The following is a 1,802-nucleotide window of genomic DNA, read 5'->3' on the forward strand; positions in this document are numbered from 1 at the left end:
ACTTGGAAAACGGTTTTGGCAAGATCAATTGTAATAGTGCTAGTATTTATCATGGTATGGCTCCTTTGGTTTCGACACCTTCACCTTAGTTCATAATGACAAAGGTGGGGAGTCCATACCATTGAGCCCCAGCCAGCGAGTTCGCGTCCGGTTGATTGGTTTGTTATGTGTTACCACACGCGTACTTTTGTTTCTATGTAAATTGATGTCTCATCTAACTCACCTGATGGCATAATTGTGATCGACTCAGTTTCTACCAATTTGTCAACTGCTACACTTTCGTGCAACCAGAAATCATCACGTTCAATAACATATTCAGGCATACCTCCGCCATAAGGGCTGGCACTATTGTAATCCTTATCCAATGTTTCGATTGATACAACATCTATCAGTTCGCCTTCATCAAGCAACGGACCTGCATGATTTATTTTGCCGTTTGCAATATCAAACTCTGTCGATTCCCACCACTCCGGCGAACCTATTCGATGATTGTTTTCGAAAAAATCAGGAAAGTTAACAGTAATATCTTCGTTAATTTCTACAGCCCAATCATCTGGCTCATCCCTAAGATCGAAAATTGTTGTCACAATACCTCCCGTTACACATAACGCCCCTAATAGACTGCACAAACTTGTGGCCTATACTTTGTGAGGCACGAGCAATGGCCGCGAGTTTGTGTCAGGTTGATTGGATTGTTATACGGAGAACACATACTGACAAAGCCCACGATTAAAATTACTAAACCAAATACTACAATCGAATCGCTGAAAAAAGCGATAACTTTTTAAGTTACCTAACAGAACTATGACAACTGAAACGATGAAAAGGCCCGTTAACGTTTAAAGTAGAAACTGGCAAAAAAGGAGCGAATACAGTTTGAAAAAGGGCAATAAAGCCAAGCTCTTACCAGCAAACCCAGACAACGTTTAACCCTTAAAAGAAATCCGTATAACGCCCCTAATAGACTGCACAAACTTGTGGCCTACACTTTGTGAGGCACGAGCAATGGCCGCGAGTTTGTGTCAGGTTGATTTGATTGTTATACGGAGAACACATACTGACAAAGCCCACGATTAAAATTACTAAACCAAATACTACAATCGAATCGCTGAAAAAAGCGATAACTTTTTAAGTTACCTAACAGAACTATGACAACTGAAACGATGAAAAGGCCCGTTAACGTTTAAAGTTGAATTTGGTAAAAAGAGAATGAATGCAGTTTAAAAAAGCGCAACAAAACTAGGCTGTTACTTCCAATTCCAAACAACGTTTAACCCTTAAAAGAAATCCGTATAACGCCCCTAATAGACTGCTCAAACTCGTGGCCTACACTTTGTGAGGCACGAACAATGGCCGCGAGTTTGTGTCAGGTTGATTGGATTGTTATATGCCGATTTAATCACCCGAACTTGACACTCCGATACTGTCCTGTGAACCGCCACCAAACGAACCACCACTTGGTTTATTGTTATCAGAATCATGACTACGATTAAACAACCATAAACCAATAGCACCAAAAAAAGGAATCAACCAAACAACTATTACCTGCGCAATTTTTTGGAAACGGTCCAAGTCACTGCGCTTAAAAAGATAAATACTCACAGAAAAGTTTAGAAAAACAAGAGCGACAATACCAACGAATAGATAATCCATATTCTTAATAACTCCCTAGGCATATAACGCTTTGCTAATGGGAAAATACTGCGCTTTGGCCGGAACGGCCAGCAGTAATTTTCCCAGTGAGTTTACGAACGAAATTTAGCAACTTGTTATATGCCATTTATAAACAACGACCTACGCTT

At 40.2% G+C, this 1,802-nt stretch carries 2 protein-coding genes; both read right to left on the reverse strand.

The features are described 5' to 3' along the window. Window positions 1-170: 170 nt before the first annotated feature. On the reverse strand, window positions 171-587 hold the full coding sequence (locus tag ABD036_RS19035) for a hypothetical protein (RefSeq protein WP_343862771.1): 417 nt from the start codon (window positions 585-587) through the stop codon (window positions 171-173). Between the two features lie 808 nt (window positions 588-1,395). Further along, window positions 1,396-1,653 (reverse strand): hypothetical protein, encoded by a 258-nt coding sequence (locus ABD036_RS19040; protein WP_343862773.1) that lies wholly within the window; start codon window positions 1,651-1,653, stop codon window positions 1,396-1,398. Window positions 1,654-1,802 lie beyond the last annotated feature (149 nt).

It is taken from the genome of Aliiglaciecola litoralis (genome assembly GCF_039523355.1).
GTDB lineage: Bacteria > Pseudomonadota > Gammaproteobacteria > Enterobacterales > Alteromonadaceae > Aliiglaciecola > Aliiglaciecola litoralis.